Origin of the sequence: Streptomyces tubercidicus, assembly GCF_027497495.1 — a bacterium.
GTDB classification, from domain to species: domain Bacteria; phylum Actinomycetota; class Actinomycetes; order Streptomycetales; family Streptomycetaceae; genus Streptomyces; species Streptomyces tubercidicus.
Map to the genome: position 1 here is coordinate 4,485,967 of NZ_CP114205.1, position 22,286 is coordinate 4,508,252.

Sequence of the window (22,286 nt, forward strand, 5' to 3'; positions counted from 1 at the left end):
GGGAGGGAAAGCGAAGATCGTAAACTTACTTTGCAGTAAACAGGCGGGATGGAGGGACATTCGGGGTGGGAGCTGTGAAGAGCAAGCGGGTGCCGCGCGCCGTCCGGGAGCAGCAGATGCTGGACGCGGCGGTGCTGACCTTCGCACGGCGCGGATACCGGGCGGCCTCGATGGACGAGATCGCCGAACTGGCCGGAGTCTCCAAGCCGCTGGTCTATCTCTACCTGAATTCGAAGGAAGACCTGTTCAACACGGTGATCCGGCGGGAGTCGGAGGCGCTGCTGGCGGCCGTGACGGCGGCCGTCGAGCCGGGGGCGGCGGCCGACCGGCAGCTGTGCAGCGGCCTGCAGGGCTTCTTCGCGCACACCGCCGAGCGTCCGTACGGCTGGGCCGTACTCCACCAGCAGGCGCGGACGCACGGTGAGCCGTTCGCGCGCCAAGTGGCCGCGCTGCGGGCGGAGATCGTCGAGTTCGTCACGGAATTGCTCGGTGCGGCCGCAAAGGAAGCGGGCTGCGTCGGCGAACTGGCCGAACGGGAGGTCGCCGGGCTCGCGCACGCGGTGATCGGCGCGGCCGAGTCGCTCGCCGAGTGGGCCAATGTCCGTACGGACGAGGGCGCTTCGGGCGCACCGGAGCATCCGGCGGCCAGGGACACCGCGGCCACGATGATGAACCTCGCCTGGGTGGGGCTCGGCCGGCTGATGGGCCGGGAGCGGTGGGAGCCGGGCGGGGCCCTTGAGCGCGAGGGCCCGTCCTGCGCCGGGCGTTGACGCGGGCCGCTCGTGTTCCGCCGCCCTCCGCCTTCTGGCTTCCCGCCCCGGTCCCGGTTCTCCGGGGCCGGGGCGGCTCCGTCATCGGCGGGACGAAGGTGGCGCACGGGTATTGGCCAACTCGCGATCCTGGCCTAAGTTTACGTCAAAGTAACGTTACTGACGGGTCAGGAGCTGGGGCGGCGATGCGTGTGTCCGCGGGTGCGTTGTGGCTGGTCGCGCGGTTCTCCGCGCCTCTGGGCCCGGTCGTCAACGGACTTCAGGTAGGCCGGTAGGGGCCGGCGCCCACCGGCACCACCGCACTGCACAGGAAAACGAGGAGCCACTCGTGTCCCACCAGGAAAGTGCACCCACCGCATCACGCACCGCACCCGCACCCACCCTCGCCGAGGCGCAGAAAACCCTGGTGGACGGCGCGGTCCGGCAGGTTTACGTCCCCCCGCTGGCCCCGCCCGTACACAGTGGCTCGCTCGGGGACCTGCCCTTCGTCAACGCCCACGAGGCGCCCGGCGCCATCGTGCTCGCCCGTAAGCAGCCCAGCGGCATCTGGCGCGACATCACCGCGGCGGAGTTCGCCGCCGAGGTGCGCGCCGTCGCCAAGGGCCTGATCGCCTCCGGCCTCCGGCCCGGCGACCGGCTCGCGATCATGGCCCGTACGACCTACGAGTGGACGCTCGTCGACTTCGCCGCCTGGGCGGCCGGCCTGGTCACCGTCCCCCTCTACCCCACGTCCTCCGCGCACCAGGCGCAGTGGATCCTGCACGACTCCGGCGCCCGCGCCTGCGTCGTGGAAGGCGTCGAGGAGACCCGTCTGATCAGCGGCCTCCGGGCCGAACTCCCCGGCCTCGACCACCTCTGGCAGTTCGACACCGGCGCCGTCTCCCACCTCGTGGCGGCGGGCCACGCGGTGCCGGACGAGGCGGTCGACCAGTGCCGCGCCGCCACCGGCCCGTACGCCCTCGCCACCCTCATCTACACCTCCGGCACCACCGGCCGCCCCAAGGGCTGCGCCCTCACCCACGCCAACTTCTTCGCCGAGGTCGACAACGCCGTCGAGCTGCTGCACCCGGTCTTCACGTCGGTCAGCGAGGAACCCGCCGCCACCCTGCTCTTCCTCCCGCTGTCCCACGTCTTCGGCCGTATGGTCGCGGTCGGCTGCCTGCGCGCCCGCGTCCGCCTCGGGCACGCCCCCAGCATCCGGACCGACGATCTGCTCGCCGACCTGGCCGGTTTCCGGCCGACGTTCCTGCTGGCCATCCCGTATGTGCTGGAGAAGGTCTTCAACACCGGACGTGCCATGGCGGAGAAGATGGGCCGCGCCGCCTCATTCGACCGCGCGGTCCGCGTCGCCCGCTCCTACGGCGAGGCCGTCGAGGCCAGGGAGCACGGGACGGGGCCGGGCCCCGGCGTCGCCCTCAAGGGCGCCCGCAAGCTCTACGACCCCCTCGTCTACCGCCGTATCCGGGCCGCCCTCGGCGGCAAGGTCCGCCACGTCCTCTGCGGCGGCTCCCCCCTGGGCCACCGCCTCGCCGCCTTCTACACCGGCGCCGGCATCGAGATCTTCGAGGGCTACGGCCTGACGGAGACCACCGCCGCCACGACCGTCACCCCGCCGCTCCGGCCCCGCATCGGCACGGTCGGCTGGCCGCTCCCCGGCACCGCCGTACGCATCGCCGACGACGGCGAGATCCTGGTCCACGGCGGCCATGTCTTCTCCGGCTACTGGGACGCGGCCCTCGGCGCGGCCCGCCCGGTCACCGACCAGGGCTGGTTCGCGACCGGCGACCTCGGAGCCCTCGACGCGGACGGCTACCTCACCATCACCGGCCGCAAGAAGGAGCTCATCGTGACGACGGGCGGCAAGAACGTCGCCCCGGCCCCTCTGGAGGACCGCCTCCGCTCGCACCCGCTCGTCGGCCAGTGCATGGTCATCGGTGACAACCGCCCCTACATCACCGCTCTGATCACCCTGGAGCCGGACGGGCTCGCGCACTGGCGTCAGATGAACAAGAAACAGGACCTGCCGCCCGAGCACCTGGTCCGCGACGAGCGCCTGCTGGCCGATATCCAGCGCGCCGTCGACGACGCCAACGAACTGGTCTCCCGCGCCGAATCCATCCGCCGCTTCGCGGTCCTCCCGGTGGACTTCAGTGAGGAGACCGGGCACCTGACCCCGTCCCTGAAGCTCCGCCGTGCCGCGGTGGCCCGCGATTTCGCCAACGACATAGCCGTCCTTTACGAAAGTCGATGACCCCCGGTCTGGAGCAAAAGCCGTCGGCGCGTCAAACTGGAACCCCGTGTCACCTCTGTGGGGGAGGTGGCACGGGGTCTGACGTGCGATGCCGCACCACCACATCTGGCTGACTTCCGACGGAACGGCCTGGTGGCGGTCGGCTCGCCACGTCCCCGGCCCCGCCGCGCCCCCCGGCCCGCGGGTCTTCTCACCGCGGCGGCAGCGCCACCGCCGTCTGCATATCGCAGGCGTTGCACCAGAACGCCCAGCCGTTGGCGTCAACGGACCGGGATCCACAGGCCAGACACGGATCCCCGACAAAACTCGCGGCCACCCAGGACCCGGCCGTAGCCGCCCGCCGCCCGGCCACCGCGCACTCCTCCGCATAGCAGGGAATACATAACCCGCCCTGCTGACCTGGCAGTTTCATCGACCGTATGCCACAGGTCGAGCACGGCAGCCTGCCGACGAACTGCTCGTCGAGGCCGACCGGCCTACCGCTCCCATGAGAGGCCGCCATGTCGCCTCTGCCTCCTCTATGCCAGGACGGTTCCGGTGCCGCCACAACCGGAGCACTGCGTGGTGACGCGGTCGCCGGTCGGCGTCTCCCAGTCCACGGTGCCTCTGCCGGCGCAGTCGGGGCAGGGCTTCTGCGGGGGCAACTGCTCGCTCATTCTGCCCACGGTATGCCGGGTCATGTTCCGATGTGACCACTTTCCGTGATCGCTTCGGTACGGAGTTGCCTCGGTGGCAGAGGCGCCCCCTCCCGTGTGGGCGGGAGGTGGCGGGCGTTCGTGGACGGGACGGTCCGGTCGTCGCCGAGTGGCCTTTCGGCGGCGAGGCCGGCGGGCATTCGCCGGGGAATTCCCTATTGCCTGCGGCATTCGGGTGTGTCACGCGCCGGACGGCGGGAATTCATGTGTCCGCCATTCGTGTCTGCGCGTGTCGGCAAACAAAAGGCAGGAGCCCCGCTCGCCACCGAAATGGCGGAGCGGGGCTCCTTAGGTACTGCTTAGGGGCGACCTGGAAGAAATTCCGGGCCGGGCAACTTAGACCGGCGTGACGTTCTCCGCCTGCGGACCCTTCGGGCCCTGCGTGACGTCGAAGTTCACCTGCTGGTTCTCCTCCAGGGAGCGGAAGCCAGAGGCGTTGATCGCCGAGTAGTGGACGAAGACATCCGGGCCGCCGCCGTCCTGGGCGATGAAGCCGAAGCCCTTTTCAGCGTTGAACCACTTGACGGTTCCGGTAGCCATAAGCCCTCCTTGGGCCAAAGGGTTGCCCTGCTCCAGAACCTGCAAAGAAGTCTGAAACTACGAGAGCCTGCGGGGTCACATGCTCCGCAGGCTCTGTACTGCAAGGGAAACCAAACTGCAACTTGCGCTGAGCGTAGCATGTGCTGCTCCTGAGGCGGAAGAGCCAAAGATCACGTTTAACCGACCGCACTAACGTCCATACCGTGACCCGCTGCGCTGCCCCAAGGTAGACAGGTCTAGCCTCCGCATGTGGACAATTCAACCTTCGGAGACGCACCCGCGGGAGCCGACGCCGGCCGCCGTCGCAGCCGGCCGCGAGTGGGCCACATCCAGTTCCTGAACTGCCTGCCCCTTTACTGGGGCCTGGCCCGTACGGGCACCCTGCTCGATCTGGAGCTCACCAAGGACACGCCGGAGAAGCTCAGCGAGCAGCTGGTCCGCGGGGAGCTCGACATCGCGCCGATCACGCTCGTCGAATTCCTGCGCGCCGCCGATGACCTCGTCGCCTTCCCCGACCTCGCCGTCGGCTGCGACGGCCCGGTCATGTCCTGCGTGATCGTCTCGCAGAAGCCGCTGGACCAGTTGGACGGTGCCCGGGTCGCGCTCGGCTCGACCTCGCGGACGTCCGTACGGCTGGCCCAGCTGCTGCTGGCGGAGAAGATCGGGGTGCGGCCCGACTACTACAGGTGCCCGCCGGACCTCGGGCTGATGATGCAGGAGGCCGACGCGGCGGTGCTGATCGGCGATGCCGCGCTGCGCGCCAATCTGCACGACGGGCCCCGGCTGGGCCTGGAGGTGCACGACCTCGGCCAGATGTGGAAGGACTGGACGGGGCTGCCGTTCGTCTTCGCCGTCTGGGCGGCCCGGCGCGATTACCTGGAGCGCGAGCCGGCCGTGGTGCAGAAGGTGCACGAGGCGTTTCTCGCCTCGCGTGATCTGTCGCTGGAGGAGGTCGCCAAGGTCGCCGAGCAGGCGGCCCGCTGGGAGACCTTCGACGAGCCGGTGCTGGAGCGCTACTTCACCACGCTGGACTTCCGTTTCGGGCCCGCGCAGCTTCAGGGCGTCGCGGAATTCGCCCGGCGGGTCGGGCCGACGACCGGGTTCCCGGCGGAGGTGAAGGTCGAGCTGCTGGAGTCGGCGGCCGTTCGCTAGCGCGGGGCGGCCGTTCGGCAGGGAGCGGTGGCGGTCTTCCGGCGGTGCGGCGGCCGCCGCCGGGAGCGGGTGCGGCCGGGCGGTGGGGGTGTCGTACCCCTGACGTACGCTGGTTCAGTTCGTGATGCCCGCCTGCGAAAGGGACGCCCCGGTGACCGAGAACGCCGACCTCCAGTCCGTACTCGACCGCGCCGCGCAGGGCGGCCGCATCACGCCGGAGGAAGCGCTCGACCTGTACCGCTCCGCTCCGCTGCACGCGCTGGGCAGGGCCGCCGACGCCGTCCGCCGCCGCCGTTACGCCGGTACCGAGCACATCGCGACGTACATCATCGAGCGCAACATCAACTACACCAATGTGTGTGTGACGGCCTGCAAGTTCTGTGCCTTCTACGCCGCGCCGAAGGACACCGCCAAGGGCTGGACCCGCGACCTCGATGACATCCTGCGCCGCTGCGCGGAGACCGTCGAGCTGGGCGGCACCCAGATCATGTTCCAGGGCGGGCATCACCCGGACTACGGCGTGGAGTACTACGAGGAGCACTTCTCGGCGATCAAGAAGGCTTATCCGCAGCTGGTCATCCACTCCCTCGGTGCCTCCGAGGTCGAGCACATGGCCCGGATCTCCAAGGTGTCTGTGGAGGAGGCGATCCAGCGCATCCACGCCGCCGGGCTCGACTCCTTCGCCGGTGCCGGTGCCGAGCTGCTGCCGGCCCGCCCCCGCAAGGCCATCGCGCCGCTGAAGGAGTCCGGCGAGCGCTGGCTGGAGATCATGGAGGCGGCGCACGGGCTGGGCGTCGAGTCGACCTCCACGATGCTGATGGGCACGGGCGAGACCAACGCCGAGCGGATCGAGCATCTGCGGATGATCCGCGACGTCCAGGACCGTACGGGCGGCTTCCGCGCCTTCATCCCGTACACCTACCAGCCGGAGAACAACCACCTGAAGGGCCGGACGCAGGCCACCCTCTTCGAGTACCTGCGCATGATCGCCCTCGCCCGGCTCTTCTTCGACAATGTCGCGCACATCCAGGGCTCGTGGCTGACCACCGGCAAGGAGATCGGCCAGCTCTCGCTGCACTACGGAGCGGACGACCTCGGCTCGATCATGCTGGAGGAGAACGTGGTCTCCTCGGCCGGCGCCAAGCACCGCTCCAACCGTATGGAGATCATCGACCTGATCCGCAAGGCGGGCCGGGTCCCGGCGCAGCGCGCGACCACCTACGAGCACCTGCTCGTCCACGACGATCCGGCCAACGACCCGGTCGACGACAAGGTCGTCTCGCATCTGTCGTCGACCGCGATCGAGGGCGGCACCGCGCATCCGGAACTGAAGCTGGTCGACGCCAACTGAGGCGCGGATGCTGACACTTCACCACGTACGGGGCGTCCGGCCCGGCCATGCCGGGGAGCCGCTCGCCGGGTACGCGGTCGTCGTCGACGGCGCCCGTATCGCCGCCATCGGCCCGTACGAGGAACTGCGGGCGGCCCACGGAGACCGGGCGCGGGTGCGGGAGTGGGACGGGGTGCTGACGCCCGGCCGGTACGAACCGGAGGGCGCGGCCCTGTTGGAGGCCGCCTACCACCCCGATCCGCGGGAGGCCGGGGAGCTCGGCAGTGAGCCGATCACCGGCGAGGCGCTCGCCGCCCTCGGCATGACCGAGACCCGCTGGGGCGCCAGTGCCCGGCGTGGTGTGCAGCGCCTGCTGGCGGCCGGGACGACGGCGCTGAGCGGGCCGTTCACCCGGCCCGCGGTCCGTACGGCCGTCCAGCGCTCCGGGCTCGCGGAGCCGCCCGGTGGCCGCCCCCGTGCGCTGACCGTCGGCGGCGCGGCCGATTTCGCGGTCTTCGCCGAGGACGGCAGCTGCCTGGCCACCGTCCTCGCCGGCCGTCTGGTCTACCGCCGCCGCTGACGGCGGGCGTGCCGGGCCGTGCCCGGTGCGTCCCCGGGCCCCGGCACGGTGGACAATGGCCGGGTGACCCGAGCATCCCTGGACAAGCAGCCGCACGAAGTCGCCGCGATGTTCGACGACGTGGCGGCGCGGTACGACCTCACCAACGATGTGCTCTCCCTGGGGCAGGCGCGGCTGTGGCGCAAGGAGGTGGAGCGTGCGGTGGCCGCACGGCCCGCCGAGCGGGTGCTCGACCTCGCGGCCGGGACCGGCACCTCCTCTCTGCCGTTCGCCCGGAGCGGGGCGTACGTGGTGCCGTGCGACTTCTCCGTCGGCATGCTGGGGGAGGGCAAGAAGCGGCACCCGTGGCTGCCGTTCACGGCCGGTGACGGTACCCGGCTGCCGTTCGCGGACGCGGTGTTCGACGCCGTCACCATCTCCTTCGGGCTGCGCAACATCCAGGACACCGATGCCGCGCTGGCGGAGCTGTACCGGGTGACCAAGCCGGGTGGCCGGGTGGTGATCTGTGAGTTCAGCGAGCCGACCTGGGCGCCGTTCCGGACCGTCTACACCGAGTACCTGATGCGGGCGCTGCCGCCGGTCGCCCGTGCGGTCAGCAGCAACCCGGACGCCTATGTCTATCTCGCGGAGTCCATCCGCACCTGGCCCAACCAGCCCGAACTCGCCGCCCGGCTCCAGGGCGTGGGGTGGACCGGGGTGGCCTGGCGCAATCTGACCGGCGGCGTGGTGGCGCTGCACCGGGGGACCAAGCCCGCCGGGAACTGACCGCGGGGTGAACGGCGGGGCCGCCGACGACGGTTGCCCTTCGGCGTCCGGCGCGGCCGGGACCGGCGGTGGGCGGGCGGAGCGTGCCCGGCGGCCGCAACCCTTCAGGTTCCGCTGACCGGGGCCCCATAGACTGCACGTGGCCGGTGCCGGTCGGCACCCAGAGAGCCAGATATCGACTTCCGGGAGACAGCGCCGTGACCGAATCCGCGTCCGTGACCGATTCCGTGACCCCCGCCCGATCGGAGCACAGCGCGGATGTGATCGTCGTCGGTGCCGGGCCGGCCGGTTCGGCCACCGCCTATCACCTCGCCAAGTCCGGTCTGGACGTGCTCCTCCTGGAGAAGACGGCGTTCCCGCGCGAGAAGGTCTGCGGCGACGGGCTGACCCCGCGCGCCACGAAGCAGCTGGTCGCGATGGGCATCGACATCTCCGAGGAGGCGGGCTGGCTGCGCAACAAGGGCCTGCGGATCATCGGCGGCGGCTCCCGGCTCCAGCTCGACTGGCCGGAGCTGGCCTCGTACCCGGACTACGGCCTGGTCCGTAAGCGCGACGACTTCGACGAGCAGCTGGCCCGGCAGGCGCAGAAGGCCGGGGCGCGGCTGTACGAGCGCTGCAACGTGGGCGCGCCGATCGTCCACGAGCTGACCGGCCACATCACCGGTGTGCACGCCAAGCTCGGCGAAGAGAAGACCCCGGTCACCTTCCACGCCCCGCTGGTCGTCGCCGCCGACGGCAACTCCACCCGGCTCTCGCTGGCCATGGGCCTGCACCGGCGCGAGGACCGCCCCATGGGTGTCGCGGTCCGTACGTACTTCACCTCGCCCCGCCATGACGACGACTACCTGGAGTCCTGGCTGGAGCTGTGGGACCGCCGCGGCGCCGAGGACCGGCTGCTGCCCGGCTACGGCTGGATCTTCGGCATGGGTGACGGGACGAGCAACGTCGGCCTGGGCATCCTCAACTCCAGCTCCGCCTTCAAGGAGCTGGACTGGCGGGAGATCCTCAAGGCGTGGTGCGCCTCGATGCCCGCCGACTGGGGCTACACCCCGGAGAACATGACCGGCCCGATCCGCGGCGCCGCGCTCCCGATGGCCTTCAACCGCCAGCCGCACTACACCAAGGGCCTGCTGCTGGTCGGGGACGCGGGTGGGCTGGTCAACCCGTTCAACGGCGAGGGCATCGCCTACGCCATGGAGTCCGGTGCGATCGCCGCCGAGGTCATCGTGCAGGCGCACGCCCGCGCCACGTACGCGCAGCGCGAACTGGCCCTGCAGCGTTACCCGAAGATCCTCAAGGACACCTACGGCGGCTACTACTCCCTGGGCCGCGCCTTTGTGAAGCTGATCGGCAACCCCAAGGTCATGAAGATCGCCACCCAGCGCGGTCTGACCCATCCGCTGCTGATGCGTTTCACCCTGAAGATGCTCGCCAACCTGACCGACCCCACGGGCGGGGACGCGATGGACCGCATCATCAACGGGCTGAGCAAGGTCGCCCCGAAGGCGTGACACCGGGGGGCCTGCCCCCTGGACACCGCACACGAAAAGGACCGTCCCTCCCGAGCGGCGAGAGGGGCGGTCCTTTTGTGGTGTCGCGTGCGCGGCGGTCCTGGCGGGGTCCTAGAGGACGCGCACCGCGCCGGTCGGCATGTCGTAGTCGAGCGGGCGCTCGACGATGCCGGTGCTGGAGTTCTGGGCGCCGATGAACTTGCCGCCACCGACGTAGACGCCGACGTGGTAAGCGCTGCCCGCGCTGCCCCAGTAGAGGATGTCGCCGACCTGGAGGTTGTCCAGACCGACCTGGGTGCCCTGGGTGGACTGGTCCTGCGAGACCCGCGGCAGGTCGATGCCGATCTGGTTGAAGGCGGCCTGCGTCAGACCGGAGCAGTCGTACGAGGAGGGGCCGGTGGAGCCCAGCACGTACGCCTTGCCGAGCTGTGCCTTCAGGAAGGAGACGAGCGTGGCGGTGCTGCCGGTGGCGTTGGACGAGGAGGCCGGGGCGGACAGGGTCGAACGGTCGGAGGAGCGCGAGGCACGGGCCTCAGCGGCCTCCTTGGCCTTACGGGCTTCCTCGGCCTTCTTCTTCGCCGCTGCCTTGGCCTTCTTCACGGCCTCGGCCTTGTCCTTCTCCGCGGCCTTGGCGGCCTGCGAGAAGGCGCTGTCCTGGAGCGCCTGACGCTCGTAGTTGAACGCGACCTGCTCGGCCGTGTCGGCGCTCCTGGCGGCGCTGGTGGCCAGCGCCGTCGTGATCGTCGGCATCTCCTGGGTTTCGGAGACGGGCTTCTCGGCGGCGTTGGCCGGCACGGTGGCGCCGGTGACCGCGAGGGTGAGGAAGCCACCGGTCACGCCCGCGCGCAGCGCCCGCGAGGAGGCGGAAGGACGGCGGGGCTTCCGGTGGCTGGGTATGAGTGCGTTCGGGGACATGGCAACAACGGCTATCAGGAGCCGCTGGTTGCTGCCAAGAAAGGTGCAGTGCGCCACACTTGACGTGTACGCGGCGAACAAAACGGACTTTTGGTCGCCCGCGGCGTCGGCGGCGGGATGTCCGAATTTCTCGATCATGTTCCTACGCATGGCATTTGCTGCTCCGCGCAGGCTCGGCGGGCGCCTACCACTTCCGCATCCGCCACGCCAAGGCTTCCCGGGCGTCAAGCACCTAGTGCTGGAAATAGCGTGGGATAGGTCACTCTTGAGTGTCCGTTATGTTCCCGTGATCTGACGTCGGCCCTCCGCTCGTGAACGAAAGCACGTACCGGCGATCACGACCGGGTCACGAACGGGGTGTGCCGACGAGCCCGCCGCGTATACCAGTTGACCGAGTCCGGCACCAATTTGCCTGTAGCGGTCACCACTTGATAGTGACAACCCCGCACTGACCAGCGGTAACACCAGTGAATGTCACCTCTCGTGATCACTCGCGCGCTTCGCGTATGAAGATCACCGCTCATCCGACTTCATGATCCTTCGCCGGGTGGTGGAGATCACAAAGGCGTTGTTCATCCCCGTGTCGCAGATCACAGACCGACGGGCATAAGATGCAGGCGGCTCGGGCTTGTGAACTGCCTCACATGAGCACGATCTCCATGGGGCAGCCGGAGGGCCCGAGCGGACCGCCATCCAGTCATCGTCGACTGAAGGGAGCGAGGACGGTGAACGCTTACGCGCCCATCCTCGTACTGGGAGCGCTCGGGGCAGGCTTTGCGATCTTCTCCGTCGTGATGGCCACGCTCATCGGGCCCAGGCGATACAACCGGGCCAAGCTTGAGGCGTACGAGTGCGGAATCGAGCCGACGCCACAGCCGTCCGGTGGTGGTCGCTTCCCGATCAAGTACTACCTGACGGCGATGCTCTTCATCGTCTTCGATATCGAGATCGTCTTCCTCTATCCCTGGGCCGTCACCTTCGACGCCCTGGGGCTCTTCGGGCTCGTCGAGATGCTGCTCTTCGCGCTCACCGTCTTCGTCGCCTACGCCTATGTCTGGCGTCGTGGCGGCCTGGAATGGGACTAGGGGTCACCCATGGGACTTGAAGAGAAGCTGCCGAGCGGCTTTCTGCTGACCACTGTCGAACAGGCCGCGGGCTGGGTGCGCAAATCCTCGGTCTTCCCCGCGACCTTCGGACTGGCCTGCTGTGCCATCGAGATGATGACCACCGGCGCCGGGCGCTATGACCTCGCCCGCTTCGGTATGGAGGTCTTCCGTGGCTCGCCGCGACAGGCGGATCTGATGATCGTGGCCGGCCGGGTGAGCCAGAAGATGGCGCCCGTGCTGCGGCAGGTCTATGACCAGATGCCGAACCCGAAGTGGGTGATCTCCATGGGGGTTTGCGCCTCGTCGGGCGGAATGTTCAATAACTATGCGATTGTCCAGGGCGTCGACCACATCGTGCCCGTTGACATCTATTTGCCGGGCTGCCCGCCGCGTCCCGAGATGCTGATGGACGCCATTCTCAAGCTCCACCAGAAGATCCAGGACACCAAGCTCGGGGTCCATCAGGAGCAGGCCGCCCGTGAGGCGGAGGAAGCGGCACTCAAGGCGCTGCCGCTGATTGAGATGCCCCTCTCGTCCGGGAAGAAAGGGCTGCTGCGGTGAGTGAGCAGAAGAACCCCGAGCCGAACGGCGAGGACGAGGCCGTGCCCGCGCAGCGCGAGGACACCGGCGAGGCGATCGCCACCCGCCGCGGGATGTTCGGCGCCAACAACGGCGGTGACACCAGCGGCTACGGCGGCCTGGTCCGCACCGTCCGCCTGCCCGGCGCGTCCCAGCGGCCGTACGGCGGACCGCGCGGCACGGGTGGGGGCACCTCCCGGTCGAGCGGAGCCGAGAGTGGGGGAGGCTACGGGGAGTTCGACGAGATCGCCGACGAGCTGGAAGGCGCCCTCGACGAACAGGGCCTGGTCCCCGAGAACGTCATCGAGAAGACCGTCGTGGACCGCGACGAGCTGACCTTCCACATCGAGCGCGGCCATCTGCCGGCCGTCGCCAGGATCCTGCGCGACGACCCGGCGCTGCGCTTCGAGCTGTGCACGGGGGTGAGCGGAGTGCACTTCCCCGGCGACAAGGGCCGCGAGCTGCACGCCGTCTACCACCTGCGCTCGATCACCCATAACCGGCTGATCCGGCTGGAGGTCTCCGCCCCGGACGCCGACCCGCATGTGCCCTCGCTGGTGGAGGTCTATCCGACCAACGACTGGCACGAGCGGGAGACCTACGACTTCTTCGGAATCGTCTTCGACGGCCACCCGGCGCTGACCCGGATCATGATGCCGGACGACTGGCAGGGCTTCCCGCAGCGCAAGGACTACCCGCTCGGCGGCATCCCCGTCGAGTACAAGGGCGCCCAGATTCCGGCTCCCGACCAGCGGAGGTCGTACAGCTGATGACTACTGCACCGCACTCCCACTCCTCGTCCGGTCACCGCACCGCGAGCGACTTCGACACCCAGGAGTCGCTGGCCCGGGAGACCACCGAGGGCACCGTCTACAACGTGTCCGGCGGCGACTGGGACGAGATCGCCGCGGCCGCGGTGAAGGCCGACGACGAGCGGATCATCGTCAACATGGGGCCGCAGCACCCGTCCACCCACGGGGTGCTCCGGCTGATCCTGGAGATCGACGGGGAGACCGTCACCGAGGCCCGCTGCGGGATCGGCTATCTGCACACCGGCATCGAGAAGAACCTCGAATTCCGGACCTGGACGCAGGGCACCACCTTCGTGACGCGGATGGATTACCTGACGCCCTTCTTCAACGAGACGGCCTACTGCCTGGCCGTGGAGAAGCTGCTCGGCATCACCGACCAGATCCCCGACCGGGCCTCGGTCATCCGCGTGCTGCTGATGGAGCTCAACCGGATGTCCTCCCACCTCGTGGCCATCGCCACCGGCGGGATGGAGCTGGGCGCCACCACGATCATGATCTACGGCTTCCGCGACCGTGAGTTCATCCTCGACCTCTACGAGCTGATCACCGGCCTGCGGATGAACCACGCCTACATCCGGCCCGGCGGCCTCGCCCAGGATCTGCCGCCGGGCGCGGTCGACCAGGTGCGTGAGTTCGTCAAGAAGATGCGCAAGAACATCGGCGAGTACGACAAGCTCGCCACCGGCAACCCGGTCTTCAAGGGCCGGATGGAGGGCATCGGCTATCTCGACCTGGCCGGCTGTATGGCCACCGGTGCCACCGGGCCCATCGTGCGCTCCGCCGGACTGCCGCACGATCTGCGCAAGACCCGGCCGTACTGCGGCTACGAGGACTACGACTTCGAGGTGCCGACCGCCGACACCTGTGACGCCTACGGCCGGTTCCTGATCCGGCTGGAGGAGATGCGCCAGTCGCTGCGGATCGTCGAGCAGTGTCTGGACCGGCTGGCGCCCGGCCCGGTGATGGTCGCGGACAAGAAGATCGCCTGGCCCGCCCAACTGGCCCTCGGCCCGGACGGTCTCGGCAACTCCCTCGACCACATCAAGAAGATCATGGGCACCTCGATGGAGGCCCTGATCCACCACTTCAAGCTGGTGACCGAGGGTTTCCGGGTCCCGCCCGGACAGACGTACGCGGCCGTCGAGTCGCCCAAGGGCGAGCTGGGGGTGCATGCGGTCAGCGACGGCGGCACCCGGCCCTACCGGGTGCACTTCCGCGACCCGTCCTTCACCAATCTGCAGGCCATGGCGGCGATGTGCGAGGGCGGCCAGGTCGCCGATGTCATCGTCGCCGTCGCGTCCATCGACCCCGTGATGGGAGGCGTCGACCGGTGAACGCCACTCCGGCAAACCAGGACGTGCAGCTGGGGATGCCCGCACTCCCCGCCCCCGATTTCCCGGCGGACGTACGGGCCCGGCTGGAAGCGGACGCCAAGGAGGTGATCGCCCGCTACCCCGGCGCGCGCTCGGCGCTGCTGCCGCTGCTGCATCTCGTACAGGCCGAGGAGGGGCATGTCACCCGTACCGGCATCCGCTTCTGCGCCGAGATGCTCGACCTCACCACCGCCGAGGTCACCGCCGTCTCGACCTTCTACTCCATGTACCGCCGCAAGCGCAGCGGGGACTACCAGGTCGGGGTCTGCACCAACACGCTGTGCGCGGTGATGGGCGGTGACGCGATCTTCGAGGAGCTCAAGGAGCACCTCGGCGTCGGCAACGGCGAGACCACCGAGGACGGCGCGGTCACCCTCGAACACATCGAGTGCAACGCGGCCTGCGACTTCGCCCCGGTCGTGATGGTCAACTGGGAGTTCTTCGACAACCAGACGCCGGAGACCGCCCGGCAGCTGGTCGACGACCTGCGGGCCGGCCGGACCGTCGAGCCCACCCGGGGTGCGCCGCTGTGCGCCTTCAAGGACACCGCCCGGATGCTGGCCGGCTTCCCGGACGAGCGGCCGGGCGCCGTCGAGGCCACCGGCGGCGCCGGTGCCGCCTCGCTGATCGGGCTGCGGCTGGCCAGGGGCGAGGCGGTGCCCGGACGCGGCGCCGACCATGTCGTCTCCCCGCGGACCACGGCCGACGGCCCGGCCACTGACGAGCCCCCGAGCGGGCATCCCGCCGAGGAGGCGCCCCCGGGCCACCCCAGCTCCCACGACGCACCGCAGCAGACGTCGGCCTCCGACAGGGAGCACCCGGCCGGCCCCACAGCAGAGGAGGGGGAGTGATGACAGTGGCAGCCGAACACGGAGGTGCCTCCCGGCCCGAGGCCGGCGGGGATTCCCACCCCGAGAAGCTTCTGACGCCCGTCCTGTCCGCCTTCTGGGATCAGCCCGCGTCCTGGACGCTGGAGACCTACCGTCGGCACGAGGGCTACGAGGGGCTGCGCAAGGCGCTCGCGATGCCCCCGGACGATGTCATCGCCTACATCAAGGACTCCGGGCTGCGCGGCCGCGGCGGTGCGGGCTTCCCGACCGGGATGAAGTGGCAGTTCATCCCGCAGGGCGACGGCAAACCGCACTACCTGGTCGTCAACGCCGATGAGTCCGAGCCCGGGACCTGCAAGGACATCCCGCTGCTCTTCGCGAACCCGCACTCCCTCATCGAGGGCATCGTGATCGCCTGCCATGCGATCCGCTCGCAGCACGCCTTCATCTATCTGCGCGGCGAGGTCGTGCCCGTCCTGCGGCGGCTGCACGAGGCCGTGCGCGAGGCCTATGCGGCGGGCTTCCTCGGGAAGAACATCCTGGGCTCGGGGCTCGACCTGGATGTGATCGTGCACGCGGGCGCTGGCGCGTACATCTGCGGTGAGGAGACCGCGCTGCTGGACTCCCTGGAGGGCCGTCGCGGACAGCCCCGGCTGCGTCCTCCCTTCCCGGCGGTGGCGGGCCTGTACGCCTGCCCCACTGTCGTGAACAACGTCGAGTCCATCGCGTCAGTTCCCGCGATCATGAACCGGGGCAAGGACTGGTTCCGGTCCATGGGCAGCGAGAAGTCCCCGGGCTTCACCCTCTACTCGCTCAGCGGGCATGTCGCCAACCCCGGCCAGTACGAGGCCCCGTTGGGCATCACCCTGCGGCAGCTGCTGGACATGAGCGGCGGGATGCGCCGCGGCCACCGGCTGAAGTTCTGGACGCCGGGCGGCTCCTCGACGCCGATGTTCACCGACGAGCACCTCGATGTGCCCCTCGACTACGAGGGCGTCGGCGCGGCCGGTTCGATGCTCGGCACCAAGGCGCTCCAGTGCTTCGACGAGACCACCTGTGTGGTCCGGGCGGTCACCCGCTGGACCGAGTTCTACGCCCATGAGTCCTGCGGCAAGTGCACACCCTGCCGTGAAGGGACGTACTGGCTGGTGCAGTTGCTGCGCGACATCGAGGCCGGCAAGGGGCAGCCCGCCGACCTCGACAAGATCGACGACATCGCCGACAACATCAACGGCAAGTCCTTCTGCGCCCTCGGCGACGGCGCCGCCTCGCCGATCTTCTCCTCGCTCAAGTACTTCCGCGAGGAGTACGAGCAGCACATCACCGGCAAGGGCTGTCCCTTCGACCCGGCCAGGTCGACCCTCTGGGCCGACAACGACGCTCACCTGGGGGTGAAGGCATGACCGTCACGACCACGGGGTCGGACAGCGGCTCCGCCGCGCGTCCCTCGGGGGGCGGCGAGGCAGCGATCCCGCCGGAGGACCTCGTCACCCTGACGATCGACGGCATCGAGATCTCCGTCCCCAAGGGGACGCTGGTCATCCGCGCCGCCGAACTCCTCGGCATCGAGATCCCGCGCTTCTGCGACCATCCGCTGCTGGACCCGGCGGGCGCCTGCCGCCAGTGCATCGTGGAGGTCGAGGGCCAGCGCAAGCCGATGGCCTCCTGCACCATCACCTGCACCGACGGCATGGTCGTCAAGTCGCAGCTGACCTCCCCGGTGGCCGAGAAGGCCCAGCGCGGGGTCATGGAGCTGCTGCTGATCAACCACCCGTTGGACTGCCCGGTCTGCGACAAGGGCGGCGAGTGCCCGCTGCAGAACCAGGCGATGCAGGTCGGCGACCCGGAGTCGCGCTTCGAAGGCAGGAAGCGCACGTTCGAGAAGCCGGTGCCGATCTCCACCCAGGTGCTGCTGGACCGCGAGCGCTGTGTGCTGTGTGCGCGCTGCACCCGCTTCAGCAACCAGATCGCCGGCGACCCGATGATCGAGCTCGTCGAGCGCGGCGCCCTCCAGCAGGTCGGCACCGGCGAGGGCGACCCCTTCCAGTCGTACTTCTCCGGCAACACCATTCAGATCTGCCCGGTCGGCGCGCTCACCTCCGCCGCGTACCGCTTCCGCTCCCGCCCGTTCGACCTGGTCTCCTCGCCGTCGGTGTGCGAGCACTGCGCGGGCGGCTGCGCGACCCGTACGGACCACCGGCGCGGCAAGGTGATGCGGCGGCTGGCGGCAGACGACCCCGAGGTCAACGAGGAGTGGATCTGCGACAAGGGCCGGTTCGCCTTCCGGTACGCGCAGCAGCGCGACCGGCTGGAGCACCCCCTGGTGCGCAATCCGGAGTCCGGTGAACTGGAGCCGACGAGCTGGCCGGCGGCCCTGGAGGCGGCGGCCCGCGGGCTGGCCGCCGCCAAGGGGCGCACCGGCGTGCTGACCGGCGGCCGGCTGACCGTCGAGGACGCCTACGCCTACGCCAAGTTCGCCCGGATCGCGCTGGGCACCAACGACATCGACTTCCGGGCCAGGGTGCACAGCGCCGAGGAGGCCGACTTCCTGGCGTCCCGGGTCGCCGGGCGCGGCCGTGATCTGGACGGCGGGGGTGTCACGTACACCGCGCTGGAGAAGGCACCGGCCGTACTGCTGGCCGGAATCGAGGCCGAGGAGGAGGCCCCGGGCGTCTTCCTGCGGCTGCGCAAGGCGCACCGCAGGAGCGGACAGCGCACCTACGGGCTGGCCGCTTACGCCTCGCGCGGGCTGATCAAGGCCGGTGGCACGCTGCTGCCGTCCGCTCCCGGTACGGAGACCGAATGGCTGGACGCGCTCGCGGGCGGGGCCGGCCTGGAGGGTGAGGGCCGTACCGCGGCCGAGGCGCTGCGGGCCGACGGTTCGGTGATCGTCGTCGGGGAGCGGCTGGCGGCGGTGCCCGGCGCGCTGACCGCCGCGCTGCGTCTGGCGTCGGCCACCGGGGCCCGCCTGGTGTGGATCCCGCGGCGGGCGGGGGAGCGCGGCGCCGTCGAGGCGGGCGCGCTGCCGGGTCTGCTGCCGGGCGGGCGGCCGGCCACCGATCCGCGGGCGCGCGACGAGGTCGCCGCCGCCTGGGGTGTGGCCGCGCTGCCGCACCGGCACGGCCGGGACACCGGCCAGATCATCGAGGCCGCGGCGACCGGTGAGCTCAGTGCGCTCCTGGTGGCGGGCGTCGAGGTCGCCGATCTGCCGGACCCGGCCCGCGCATTGGCCGCGCTGGACCAGGTCGGCTTCCTGGTCAGCCTGGAGCTGCGGCCCTCGCAGGTCACCGAGCGGGCGGATGTGGTCTTCCCGGTGGCGGCCGTGGTGGAGAAGGACGGGACCTTCCTCAACTGGGAGGGCCGGGCGCGGCTGTTCGAGGCCGCGCTCAAACCGGACCAGATGACCCGGCGGCATCTGCTGCCGGACTCGCGGGTGCTGCACATGCTCGCCGACGCCCTTGATGTCCATCTGGCGCTGCCGGACATCCGCGCCGTACGCCGTGAACTGGACCGGCTGGGCGGCTGGGACGGTCCGTACGCGGGCGAGCCCGTGGAGACCGGGCGTGCGCTGCCCCGCCCCGACAGCGGGGAGGCCGTGCTGGCCGGTCACCGGCTGCTGCTGGACCAGGGGCGGCTCCAGGAAGGCGACAAGGCGCTGGCCGGTACTAGGCACGCCGCGGTCGCCCGCCTGTCGGAGATCACGGCGCAGGAGACCGGGGTCAAGGACGGGGATCTGCTGGCGGTCACCGGTCCGGCCGGCTCGGTCCGGCTGCCGCTCCAGGTCACGCCGATGCCCGACCGGGTGGTGTGGCTGCCACTCAACTCGACGGGCGGTGGCATCGCCGCCGATACCGGGGCCCGCCCCGGTGACCTGGTGACGATCTCCGCCGCCCCGGGCACCCCGGAGCCGGCCGAGGAGGTGGACGCATGATGCAGCTCGATCAACTCGCCGCCGCCGGGAGCGCGCTGGCCCAGGAAGACCTGTCGATGTTCGGCCGCGACCCGTGGTGGCTCGTCGTCATCAAGGCGGTCTTCTGCTTCGCGTTCCTGATGCTGACGGTGCTGTTCTCGATCGTCTGGGAACGCAAGGTCGTCGCATGGATGCAGCTGCGCATCGGCCCCAACCGGCACGGCCCCTGGGGGATGCTGCAGTCCCTCGCCGACGGCATCAAGCTGATGCTGAAGGAGGACCTGGTCGTCAAGCGGGCCGACAAGCTGGTCTACCTCCTGGCGCCGGTGGTGGCGGCCATTCCGGCCTTCATGGCGATCGCGGTGATCCCCTTCGGGCCCGCGGGCAACGAGATCTCCATCTTCGGTGTCCGTACCCCGATGCAGCTCACGGACCTGCCGATCGGCATCCTCTACATCCTGGCCACGGCCTCGGTCGGCATCTACGGGATCGTGCTGGCGGGCTGGTCCTCCGGCTCGACCTATCCGCTGCTCGGCGGGCTGCGCTCGTGCGCGCAGATGATCTCGTACGAGATCGCGATGGGGATGTCGTTCGCGGCGGTGTTCCTCTACTCCGGGTCGATGTCGACGTCGACCATCGTGGAGTCGCAGCAGAACCGGTGGTACATCCTGCTGCTGCCGGTGTCGTTCATCATCTACATCGTCGCGATGGTGGGTGAGACCAACCGCGCGCCGTTCGACATGCCGGAGTCCGAGGGCGACCTCGTCGGCGGCTTCAACACCGAGTACTCGTCCATCAAGTTCGCGATGTTCATGCTCGCCGAGTACATCAACATGGTGACCGTCTCGGCCGTCGCGATCACCCTCTTCCTGGGCGGCTGGCGGGCCCCCTGGCCGATCTCCACCTTCTGGGAAGGCGCGAACCACGGCTGGTGGCCGCTGCTCTGGTTCACGCTCAAGGTGCAGCTGCTGCTGTTCTTCTTCATCTGGCTGCGCGGCACCCTTCCCCGGGTGCGCTACGACCAGTTCATGAAGCTGGGCTGGAAGGTCCTCATCCCGGTCTCGCTGGTCTGGCTGATGCTGGTCGCCACCGTCCGGGCGCTGAAGAACGAGGGCTACAACTTCTCCCAGATCGTGCTGTACGTCGCGGGCAGCGCCGTCGTGCTGCTGCTGATCTCCCTCCTCGTGGACTTCTTCCGGCGTGCCGAGAAGGAGGAGGAGACGGACGGCGACGGGGCCTTCGACCCGATGGCCGGCGGCTTCCCCGTGCCGCCGCTGCCCGGACAGAGCCTTCCGCCGGTGCCGCGCCGCAGGCCGCGCCGGGAGCGGGAGTTGATTGTCAGTGGCGGGGTGGACACTGTCAGTGACGGAATCGGAAACGACGGAAAGGGGGGCGACGGTGCCTGAGTTCCAGAACCCCGTGGCCGGCTTCGGCGTGACCTTCAAGGCCATGTTCAAGAAGCGGCTGACCGAGCAGTATCCGGAGGAGAAGAAGCCGACGGCGCCGCGTTTCCACGGCCGCCACCAGCTCAACCGGCATCCGGACGGGCTGGAGAAGTGCATCGGCTGCGAGCTGTGCGCCTGGGCCTGCCCGGCGGACGCGATCTATGTCGAGGGCGCGGACAACACCGACGAGGAGCGCTACTCCCCGGGCGAGCGCTACGGCCGCGTCTACCAGATCAACTATCTGCGCTGCATCCTGTGCGGTCTGTGCGTCGAGGCCTGCCCGACCCGCGCGCTGACCATGACCAATGAGTACGAACTCGCCGACCGGTCCCGTGAATCGCTCATCTACACCAAGGAAGAGCTGCTCGCGGGCCTGGAGGAGACCATGGTCGACAGCCCGCATGCGATCTACCCCGGCATGACGGAGAAGGACTACTACAAGGGCCTGGTGACCGAGGCCGCGCCGGGGACGGTCCGTCAGACCGCCACCTCCAAGGGCGAGAAGGCCGACGGGAACTCTCAGGAGAAGGGGGCGCGCGCATGACCGGCCTCGCCGCCGCGGCCTCCATGACGTCCACGGGGGAGGCCGTGCAGTTCTGGATCCTGGGCAGCGTCGCCGTCATCGGCGCGCTGTGCACGATCCTGATGAGGCGCGCGGTGCACAGCGCGCTCTCGCTCGCCGGGACCATGATCGTCCTGGCGGTCTTCTACCTCGCCAACGGCGCCTACTTCCTCGGCGTCGTCCAGATCGTCGTCTACACCGGCGCGATCATGATGCTGTTCCTGTTCGTCGTCATGCTGGTCGGTGTCACCGCGGCGGACTCCCTCAAGGAGACGCTCAAGGGCCAGCGCTGGCTCGCCGCCGGTGCGGGCCTCGGCTTCGGCATCCTGCTGATCGCCGGTATCGGCAACGCCTCGCTCAAGGAGTTCAACGGCCTGGGCGAGGCCAACGCCGGCGGCAATGTGCAGGGCCTGGCGGCGCTGATCTTCACCAAGTACGTCTTCGCCTTCGAAGTCACCGGCGTGCTGCTGATCACGGCGGCGGTCGGCGCGATGGTGCTCACCCACCGGGAGCGCACGGAGCGCGCGAAGACCCAGCGGGAGCAGTCCGAGGCGCGTATCCGCGAGGGCAAGCAGGTGCCGCCGCTGCCCGCACCGGGGGTCTACGCCCGGCACAACGCCGTGGACATCCCGGGCCTGTTGCCCGACGGCACGGTGTCCGAGCTCAGCGTCAATCCGACGCTGCGGGGGCGCGGCCAGATCCGGGATGTCTCCGTGGCGTCGCTCGCCGAGCTGAAGGCGCTGGAGCGGCGCTCCGAGGACTGGCTGGGCCGTGGCTCCGAGGACGAGCCCGGCCCGTCGTCGTCCGGTGGCCCGGCGTCGAAGGAGCACAAGGAGGGGGCCAAGAAATGAGCCCGGTCTACTACCTCTATCTCGCCGCCCTGTTGTTCACCATCGGCGCGGCCGGGGTGCTGATCAGGCGGAACGCCATCGTGGTGTTCATGTGCATCGAGCTGATGCTCAACGCCTGCAATCTCGCCTTCGTCACCTTCTCGCGGATGCACGGGAATCTGGACGGCCAGATCATCGCCTTCTTCACGATGGTCGTCGCCGCGGCCGAGGTCGTGGTCGGTCTGGCGATCATCGTGTCGATCTTCCGCACCCGTCATACGGCCTCGGTCGACGACGCCAGCCTGATGAAGCTGTAAGGGGTCGCACAAA

21 protein-coding genes are annotated in these 22,286 nt (G+C 69.6%); 18 read left to right on the top strand and 3 right to left on the bottom strand.

Annotated features, from left to right (window positions below; genetic code table 11):
• Window positions 1–65: 65 nt before the first annotated feature.
• Both STRTU_RS19550 and STRTU_RS19555 read left to right on the top strand, forming a co-directional pair.
• A complete protein-coding gene (locus STRTU_RS19550) occupies window positions 66–770 on the top strand; it encodes a TetR/AcrR family transcriptional regulator (protein ID WP_159744805.1) in 705 nt (234 codons plus the stop codon).
• Between the two features lie 328 nt (window positions 771–1,098).
• Window positions 1,099–3,021 carry an AMP-dependent synthetase/ligase gene (locus tag STRTU_RS19555; protein WP_159744806.1) on the top strand — a complete coding sequence of 641 codons (1,923 nt, stop codon included), beginning with the start codon at window positions 1,099–1,101 and terminating at the stop codon, window positions 3,019–3,021.
• A gap of 518 nt (window positions 3,022–3,539) precedes the next feature.
• Here the strand turns inward: STRTU_RS19555 and STRTU_RS19560 are convergent.
• The gene (locus tag STRTU_RS19560; RefSeq protein WP_159744808.1) at window positions 3,540–3,677 is read right to left on the bottom strand and encodes a hypothetical protein; all 138 of its coding nucleotides are present in this window, start codon (window positions 3,675–3,677) and stop codon (window positions 3,540–3,542) included.
• Between the two features lie 375 nt (window positions 3,678–4,052).
• Window positions 4,053–4,256, bottom strand: a complete 204-nt coding sequence (locus tag STRTU_RS19565; RefSeq protein ID WP_003984261.1) for a cold-shock protein — start codon at window positions 4,254–4,256, stop codon at window positions 4,053–4,055.
• A gap of 249 nt (window positions 4,257–4,505) precedes the next feature.
• On the opposite strand from STRTU_RS19565, the gene STRTU_RS19570 reads away from it, so the two are divergent.
• From STRTU_RS19570 to STRTU_RS19590, 5 genes are all read left to right on the top strand, one after another.
• Complete coding sequence (locus tag STRTU_RS19570; protein ID WP_159744809.1) at window positions 4,506–5,408, top strand: menaquinone biosynthetic enzyme MqnA/MqnD family protein; 903 nt, start codon at window positions 4,506–4,508, stop codon at window positions 5,406–5,408.
• A gap of 151 nt (window positions 5,409–5,559) precedes the next feature.
• On the top strand, window positions 5,560–6,759 hold the full coding sequence (gene mqnC / locus STRTU_RS19575; protein ID WP_159744810.1) for a cyclic dehypoxanthinyl futalosine synthase: 1,200 nt from the start codon (window positions 5,560–5,562) through the stop codon (window positions 6,757–6,759).
• Between the two features lie 7 nt (window positions 6,760–6,766).
• Window positions 6,767–7,318 carry an imidazolonepropionase-like domain-containing protein gene (locus STRTU_RS19580; RefSeq protein ID WP_159744811.1) on the top strand — a complete coding sequence of 184 codons (552 nt, stop codon included), beginning with the start codon at window positions 6,767–6,769 and terminating at the stop codon, window positions 7,316–7,318.
• Between the two features lie 63 nt (window positions 7,319–7,381).
• Window positions 7,382–8,083 (top strand): demethylmenaquinone methyltransferase, encoded by a 702-nt coding sequence (locus STRTU_RS19585; RefSeq protein WP_159744812.1) that lies wholly within the window; start codon window positions 7,382–7,384, stop codon window positions 8,081–8,083.
• A gap of 146 nt (window positions 8,084–8,229) precedes the next feature.
• A complete protein-coding gene (locus STRTU_RS19590; protein ID WP_327156200.1) occupies window positions 8,230–9,594 on the top strand; it encodes a geranylgeranyl reductase family protein in 1,365 nt (454 codons plus the stop codon).
• 111 nt (window positions 9,595–9,705) lie between these two features.
• Here the strand turns inward: STRTU_RS19590 and STRTU_RS19595 are convergent, their stop codons facing one another.
• A complete protein-coding gene (locus STRTU_RS19595) occupies window positions 9,706–10,509 on the bottom strand; it encodes a C40 family peptidase (protein WP_159747083.1) in 804 nt (267 codons plus the stop codon).
• Between the two features lie 725 nt (window positions 10,510–11,234).
• On the opposite strand from STRTU_RS19595, the gene STRTU_RS19600 reads away from it, so the two are divergent.
• Genes STRTU_RS19600 through nuoK form a run of 11 tightly spaced genes read left to right on the top strand, consistent with a single transcriptional unit; the run spans window position 11,235 to window position 22,273 of the window.
• Window positions 11,235–11,594 (top strand): NADH-quinone oxidoreductase subunit A, encoded by a 360-nt coding sequence (locus STRTU_RS19600; RefSeq protein ID WP_042155734.1) that lies wholly within the window; start codon window positions 11,235–11,237, stop codon window positions 11,592–11,594.
• Between the two features lie 9 nt (window positions 11,595–11,603).
• Window positions 11,604–12,176 carry a NuoB/complex I 20 kDa subunit family protein gene (locus STRTU_RS19605; protein ID WP_159744813.1) on the top strand — a complete coding sequence of 191 codons (573 nt, stop codon included), beginning with the start codon at window positions 11,604–11,606 and terminating at the stop codon, window positions 12,174–12,176.
• Entirely contained in the window at window positions 12,173–12,964 is a 792-nt protein-coding gene (locus STRTU_RS19610; protein ID WP_159744814.1) for an NADH-quinone oxidoreductase subunit C, read from the top strand. Before STRTU_RS19605 ends, STRTU_RS19610 begins: the two co-directional genes overlap by 4 nt.
• Window positions 12,964–14,340 carry an NADH-quinone oxidoreductase subunit D gene (locus STRTU_RS19615; protein WP_246240780.1) on the top strand — a complete coding sequence of 459 codons (1,377 nt, stop codon included), beginning with the start codon at window positions 12,964–12,966 and terminating at the stop codon, window positions 14,338–14,340. The genes STRTU_RS19610 and STRTU_RS19615 overlap by 1 nt, the downstream gene beginning before the upstream one ends.
• A 35-nt stretch (window positions 14,341–14,375) precedes the next feature.
• On the top strand, window positions 14,376–15,230 hold the full coding sequence (gene nuoE, locus STRTU_RS19620) for an NADH-quinone oxidoreductase subunit NuoE (RefSeq protein ID WP_159747085.1): 855 nt from the start codon (window positions 14,376–14,378) through the stop codon (window positions 15,228–15,230).
• Window positions 15,230–16,612 carry an NADH-quinone oxidoreductase subunit NuoF gene (gene nuoF, locus STRTU_RS19625; protein ID WP_159744815.1) on the top strand — a complete coding sequence of 461 codons (1,383 nt, stop codon included), beginning with the start codon at window positions 15,230–15,232 and terminating at the stop codon, window positions 16,610–16,612. The genes nuoE and nuoF overlap by 1 nt, the downstream gene beginning before the upstream one ends.
• Window positions 16,609–19,140, top strand: a complete 2,532-nt coding sequence (locus STRTU_RS19630; RefSeq protein WP_159744816.1) for an NADH-quinone oxidoreductase subunit G — start codon at window positions 16,609–16,611, stop codon at window positions 19,138–19,140. Before nuoF ends, STRTU_RS19630 begins: the two co-directional genes overlap by 4 nt.
• Window positions 19,137–20,525: an NADH-quinone oxidoreductase subunit NuoH gene (gene nuoH, locus STRTU_RS19635; protein ID WP_159744817.1), complete on the top strand. Its 1,389-nt coding sequence runs from the start codon at window positions 19,137–19,139 to the stop codon at window positions 20,523–20,525. Before STRTU_RS19630 ends, nuoH begins: the two co-directional genes overlap by 4 nt.
• On the top strand, window positions 20,518–21,108 hold the full coding sequence (gene nuoI / locus STRTU_RS19640) for an NADH-quinone oxidoreductase subunit NuoI (RefSeq protein WP_246240848.1): 591 nt from the start codon (window positions 20,518–20,520) through the stop codon (window positions 21,106–21,108). Before nuoH ends, nuoI begins: the two co-directional genes overlap by 8 nt.
• On the top strand, window positions 21,105–21,977 hold the full coding sequence (locus STRTU_RS19645) for an NADH-quinone oxidoreductase subunit J (RefSeq protein ID WP_159744819.1): 873 nt from the start codon (window positions 21,105–21,107) through the stop codon (window positions 21,975–21,977). Before nuoI ends, STRTU_RS19645 begins: the two co-directional genes overlap by 4 nt.
• Entirely contained in the window at window positions 21,974–22,273 is a 300-nt protein-coding gene (gene nuoK / locus STRTU_RS19650; protein WP_042155750.1) for an NADH-quinone oxidoreductase subunit NuoK, read from the top strand. Before STRTU_RS19645 ends, nuoK begins: the two co-directional genes overlap by 4 nt.
• Window positions 22,274–22,286: the final 13 nt, after the last annotated feature.